Origin of the sequence: Bacillus sp. NH11B, assembly GCF_001884205.1 — a bacterium.
In the GTDB taxonomy this organism is placed as follows: Bacteria; Bacillota; Bacilli; order Bacillales; family Bacillaceae_G; genus Bacillus_A; species Bacillus_A proteolyticus.
In genome coordinates, this window is sequence record NZ_MAOG01000134.1 from 21,467 (window position 1) to 27,590 (window position 6,124).

Consider the following 6,124-nt stretch of genomic DNA (forward strand, 5'->3'; position numbering starts at 1 on the left):
GGTGAAAATGCAAAAAAACTGGTGGCTCGGTTTTCTTGGATTCATTGGGATTTATAAAATTCCAGGTATGATTGAAGCTTTTCAAGCGGATAAAGGTTGGTTTGCATTAATCGGTTTCGTGTGGTTACTTTGGTTCGGATATTTTATTCCTGAAAAAAAAGCGGATAAATAATAAAATTTTAATTTTATGTAAAGTTATGTAAAATATAGTTTGAGAGAATTCATATATTAGATTAATAGATTTGGAGTGGTTACATGGATCCATTGAAAAATGAAATTCACCCTGACATGGTCAAGGTGTGGAAAGTTCGTGCTGTAATTGAAGAAGGAATTGGTATTCTCGTCATTTTAGCTTACCTTTTCCTCATGATAAAGTTTGATTGGTGGGCATGGATTTTGTATGTGATGATTGGGCTAACAGTTGTGTTCGCACCATTTTCGTACTTCTTATTCCCGAAACTACGTCAACGCTATTATAGCTACCAACTAAACGAAGAAGAGCTTGAAATTCAGCACGGTCTATTCGTTGTAAAACGTGTATTAGTACCGATGATTCGTGTACAGCACGTAACGATTGAGCAAGGACCAATTATGAGAAAACATGGATTAGCAGAATTACATATTTCAACAGCAGCAACGTCTCATAGCATTCCAGGGTTAACGATGTATGAAGCTGAAATGCTGAAAATGAAAATCGCAGAATTAGCGAAAGTGAGTGATGAGGATGTATAAGAGGCAGCATCCAATCACGATGTTATTAGAATTAAAAATAACAGATTTTATACCACTCATTATTTTCATGTTTAGCTTAAACGGAAAATTCCCGTTTTGGTATTTAATTCCCGCTGGATTCGGTTTACTCACCATTTTTTCAGCGTTTGAAAAATGGTACTACACAACATATTGGGTTGAAAATAACGTATTGCATGTGAAACAAGGACTCTTTGTGAAGAAGGAGAGCTACTTAAATAAAGAACGTGTCCAAACAATTCATACAAGTTCTAACGTACTATATCAAATGCTCGGTTTAAAGAAAATTCAAATCGAAACAGCTGGCGGAGGCGACGACGCAGAAGTGAGCTTAGCTGGTATTACGGAAGATGAGGCAAAGGAGCTTATTTCCTTACTAAATGAGCCGACTCCAGAAGTGAAAGTAGAAGCAACGTTAGATGAATCTGCAGAACATGCAGTAGAAAAAGAAATCATGACAGAGGAAAAACAAGCGACAGAATACAAGTTAACTTGGAAAGAAATTTTATTAGCGTCTATTACATCTGGTCAATTTGGATTATTATTCTCTTTAATATTTTTCGTTTATAACCAAGTGGATGAGTATATTCCGAAATGGATCAAAAATAGCGTAGAGTCATATGTAATGGACCACGATATATATGGCTGGATTTACATGGTAGCTATTTTACTAGTTATTTCTTGGATTATATCGACAATTGGTTATGCGTTAAAACATGGAGATTTCACAGTGAATCGAAGAAATGATGAAGTCCGCATTTCGCAAGGATTACTTGAGAAAAAAGAACTCGTACTAAAGTTACACCGTATTCAAGGTATTACGATAAAAGAAAGTATTTTACGCCAACCATTCGGTTATTGTGCTGTGCAAGTAGAAGTTATTCAAAGTGAGGGAAAAGAGGAAAAAGTTACACTGCATCCTATCATTCGAAAAGATCGCGTGCAACAGTTACTCGCCCATTTACAATTACCATACGAATTGAACGCAAACATTATTTCATTACCAAAAGCAGCATTGCGCCGCTATCTTATTGATAGTTTCATCTTTTTTGCCATGCTTGCAATCCCGCTTACTGGAATAAGTATATACTTTGAAAAGTATTTCATCATGTGGGCGTTAATTCCGCTCGCGATCCTCATCTTTACACTTGGATATGCAACATTTAAAACAAATGGTTACAGTGTAAACGGAGAGCAAATTACGATTATACATCGTAGTATTGGGAAACATACAGGACTTGTAAGAAGAAGACACGTCCAATCAATTGAAAAAACACAATCATATTTCCAGCGCCGGGCGGATTTATGTACGTATACGTTTTCTAGTGCATCATCGAATTATAAACTAGAGCATACGAGAGTAGAAGATGCGGAGAGAATGCAGGATTGGTATAAGAAGAGAATAAGTGAGAATTAATTTGAAAAGGCTTGCCTATTATGAAAGGTAAGCTTTTTTGTTATAGGAAAATGAGTGACTTCATCCATATATTAGTACAGCTACAGCGCACATATATCAATACATATCAAAAAAAGTAGTATACTTCTATTTCAGGAAAATCTGTGGAATTTTTGATATAAATGGTATACTAATATAGAAATGATATTAGGAGGTTATATATGATAAGTCAGTTGAAAAGAGAAGCACTTGATGCATTAAAAGGAAAATGGGGATTAGCGGTAGGTGCAACACTATTACTTGGAATTCTTATTGGAGCTGTGGAACTTCTAGTCACAGGTGTTTTTTCGGTGTTTTGGGGTTGGGAAGAAGCAAGTGATTCGCTTACAGTAAGTATTATTGCAATGCTTGTTATCGGTCCGTTAACAATAGGTGCCTATTATCTTGTTTTAAATGCAATCCGTGGGAATAGTGCTCGCATTGGTCATTTATTTAGATGGTTTAGCGACGGAAGTAAATTTATGAAGGCATTTTTAACATATTTACTAATGTATGTATACTTGATTCTATGGACATTACTTCTTATTATTCCGGGAATTATTAAATCATTTTCTTATGCTATGACGTACTTTATTTTGAATGATCACCCAGAATACACAGCGAATCAAGCAATTACTGAAAGTCGCCGTATGATGGATGGGCATAAAATGGATTACTTTTTACTATGCTTAAGCTTCATTGGCTGGTTCATTTTAAGTATTCTTACTATAGGAATCGGTTTCTTATGGTTGGCGCCTTATTTCTACGCAACATCGGCAGCATTTTATGAAGAGATTTCAAAAGAATATTATAAAAAAGAAGGTACTACTTTCTAATAAAAAACCTAAACCATCTCTCCTAAAGAATATAGGGAGCGGATGGTTTAGGTTTTTTTATATAGAAATTCTTCCTTATATTATTCATTATTTCCTATCATTTTCTTATATGAAAATGATAGGAAATAATGAATAATATAGGTAAAGAAAAAAGTGAGGTGAATGAGAGTGAGCAAATTTTTAATTCCGTACTCATTTTCTATATTAAGTTTCTTTATTTCAGCAACGGCACTTGATTTATATGATAGGATAGGAAAAAATGATGAGATGACTTCGCCGAACATACTTGGAAAGGTAATTCAATCTACTTCGCAAATGGGAGTCCTTACATTGTATTTCGGAGTACCTATTATTTTAGGTGGATGTCTTCTTGGAGAGTTATTATTTAGAGGTATCATTTTACGATTTAAATTAAGCTATATTATATCTTTATTATTATATCTACTTTTAGCTTTTAGTATTGTTTTTATCTTTTTGTCTGTAATAGTAGGAGTTCCAGCTGCATATGAAGAAGTTCGTACTCTTGAAATGATGTATTTCATAGGGATAACTATGATTTGCGCTGTTACATTCTTTGTGGGCCGGAATATATTGGAGAAAAAACAAGTTAATAATGGAGTGATAAAATGAAATATACATGTCCATGTTGCGGATATAGAACATTAGAAGAAGAGCCACCAGGTACATATGAAATTTGTAATATATGTTATTGGGAAGATGATGAAGTTCAATTTAACGATCCTGACTTTGAAGGCGGGGCAAATGAAGCTTCGCTAAGAAAAGCACAGAAAAATTTCATTGCATTTGGTGCTTGCGAGGAATGTTTTGTGAAATCAGTTAGAAAGCCGACTAGTGAAGATGTGAAGGATGCTAGTTGGAAGCAAATTTGTTAAGTAAAATGTTATTCCTCAGTTCAACAGGAGGAATAACATTTTTAATTTAGTGCTGAAAGAATTACTGCCGTCTTATAAAGTAATAAGAAAGACTAAATCGGTAAATTTTATTAATGGATATATTAGGAATGAATATGAAAGTATAGATGTATAGTCAACGTTGTATGTTTGATGTTATCATATTGAATGATATGGAAATTTTTAATAGAAGAATCAACTAACAATTCAAAGGTAATGAAGCCTTTGTTGTATAAAGGAAATACTTAGTAGTACTCAACAATATTAAAAATAAGATTCGTATTTATATAAATTTAGTAGAAAAGGGGTTTTAAAAAGGAATGAACACGAGCATAACACGGCAAAAAATTTTAGCTGCCGCTTCTCAAATTGTGCAATATAAAGGGGTTGCTAAACTAACTTTAGAAGCAGTAGCAAAAGAGGCAGGTATAAGTAAAGGTGGATTGTTATATCACTTTTCAAATAAAGAAGCTTTAATAGAGGGTATGATACTCAAAAGAACGGAGGAGTATCAAGGTGCTATTCACAATAAAGTAGCGGAAGACTTAGAGAAAAAAGGAAGGTGGGTTCGTTCTTTTGTAGAGGAAAGATTAAGGAATGAGAAAAGAACAGAAGAGTTGTGTAGTAGTATGATGGCTGCATTAATGCTAAAACCTGAATTACTTGAGCCATTACAACAATCATTTCAGCAATTGCAAACTAAAATAGAAAATGATGAAATGGATTCTGTTTGTGCCACAATTATTAGATTAGCAGCTGATGGATTATGGTATTCGGAATATTTAGGGATCGGAAGACTAAGTTCTGAATTAAGAGAAAAAGTGATTCAAGCTCTTATTAATGCTTCCTATAAATAGAATATATAAACTATAGAATGAAAAAAATCACCATTGGTCTATTTAATCCATTGGTGATTTTTTTTGACAGAATAATAGAACAATAGTATGGAGTGTTGAATTATAACCGTCCAGACGGTATAGTAACATTTGGTACAAATGGAAATAGAAAAACAAAAAAGACTAGAAAATATTTTTAGCACACTATTCGAAAGGATAGGCCGCAAAGCTTATTTTATGCAATAGAAAGGTTGAAAAAATAGAAAAAGATAGTAATAGCTATCAAGTATATGTAAGTAAAATAGTTTAATGGCATTGAAGAGTAGAACTTTTTTCATAGTATGTTTGTACCAGAACCTAGAAACATTGAATTTTATAGGGAGGGTAACGTATGTATTTAAAAAGAATAACTTCGATTTTTTCGATTATAATGATTTTTATGTTTACTATAGGTCAAAGTCTTTTACCTATAATAGCAAATGCACAAGAGTTAAATACAGCAGGACTTGTGGATAGTTTTCAGATTGGTAAAACAAATCTAAGTACCACAGAACGGACTAAAGTAACTGTAAACTTCAGTGAAAAAGATGGACTTAGGCTGAAGCCTGGAGACACACTAACATTAACACTGCCTCCAGAATTAAAAGGATTAGATAGAGAGTTTCCATTAAATGACTATGGCACTTGTAAAGTTACAGCAGGTACTGTGGTATGTACATTTAATGATAAAGTGGATACATATGAAGATATTCAAGGGTATTTAAACTTTTTCGTGGAAGCTACTAATGTAGGAACGGATCAAAAGAAAGAGATTGAAACTAATTTCGGTACAACTGTAGATAAGCAGTCTGTAACAATTACCGGTCCAAGTAGTGGTGGTGGCACAGATCCTGGAAAGCCACCGTTTTTTTATAAAACTGGTGATATGAACTCAGGTAAGGACAATGAAGTACGTTGGTTCTTGAATATAAATTTAAATAAAGAAGAGTTAAGTCGTGATATTGTTGTGACTGATAATTTACAGGAAGGTCAAACACTTAATAAGGATAGTTTCTATATAAGTGTAGATAATTATCTAGGTAATCGATATTTAACGCTACAAGAGTTTGAAAAGCAAGGTTACGGAACGATTACCTTTACTGGTGACAGATCATTTAAAGTTGTGCTTAATAAGGATAAAGCACGTCTTGCCGCCTTTTCGATTGGTTATACATCTACTATAACGGAAGCCGGAAAGAAGCAAGAGTTTTTTAAGAATGATTATACGATTGATTACCAAGTTCTAAACAAAGAACCAGTTACTGAGTCGGGTACTCATCCAGTCGAAAATATGACAGCTGGTGGTGGTGCTACTGG

At 33.8% G+C, this 6,124-nt stretch carries 8 protein-coding genes; all 8 read left to right on the plus strand.

Annotated elements, in window-relative coordinates; translation table 11 throughout:
* Position 1: 1 nt before the first annotated feature.
* Positions 2–172, plus strand: coding sequence for a hypothetical protein (locus BAU27_RS32480; RefSeq protein ID WP_071772360.1), 171 nt, complete (start codon positions 2–4; stop codon positions 170–172).
* Between the two features lie 83 nt (positions 173–255).
* Positions 256–732 carry a PH domain-containing protein gene (locus tag BAU27_RS25350; RefSeq protein WP_071772361.1) on the plus strand — a complete coding sequence of 159 codons (477 nt, stop codon included), beginning with the start codon at positions 256–258 and terminating at the stop codon, positions 730–732.
* Positions 725–2,167, plus strand: coding sequence for a PH domain-containing protein (locus BAU27_RS25355; protein ID WP_071772362.1), 1,443 nt, complete (start codon positions 725–727; stop codon positions 2,165–2,167). The genes BAU27_RS25350 and BAU27_RS25355 overlap by 8 nt, the downstream gene beginning before the upstream one ends.
* Positions 2,168–2,367: 200 nt before the next feature.
* Positions 2,368–3,021, plus strand: coding sequence for a DUF975 family protein (locus tag BAU27_RS25360; protein ID WP_071772363.1), 654 nt, complete (start codon positions 2,368–2,370; stop codon positions 3,019–3,021).
* Between the two features lie 168 nt (positions 3,022–3,189).
* The gene (locus BAU27_RS25365) at positions 3,190–3,651 is read left to right on the plus strand and encodes a hypothetical protein (RefSeq protein ID WP_071772364.1); all 462 of its coding nucleotides are present in this window, start codon (positions 3,190–3,192) and stop codon (positions 3,649–3,651) included.
* Positions 3,648–3,914, plus strand: coding sequence for a CPCC family cysteine-rich protein (locus BAU27_RS25370; RefSeq protein ID WP_071747319.1), 267 nt, complete (start codon positions 3,648–3,650; stop codon positions 3,912–3,914). Before BAU27_RS25365 ends, BAU27_RS25370 begins: the two co-directional genes overlap by 4 nt.
* A 338-nt stretch (positions 3,915–4,252) precedes the next feature.
* Positions 4,253–4,789 (plus strand): TetR/AcrR family transcriptional regulator, encoded by a 537-nt coding sequence (locus BAU27_RS25375; RefSeq protein ID WP_071772365.1) that lies wholly within the window; start codon positions 4,253–4,255, stop codon positions 4,787–4,789.
* A 370-nt stretch (positions 4,790–5,159) separates the two neighbouring features.
* The coding region (locus BAU27_RS25380) for a collagen binding domain-containing protein (protein WP_254798008.1) at positions 5,160–6,124 on the plus strand (965 nt) is incomplete at its 3' end.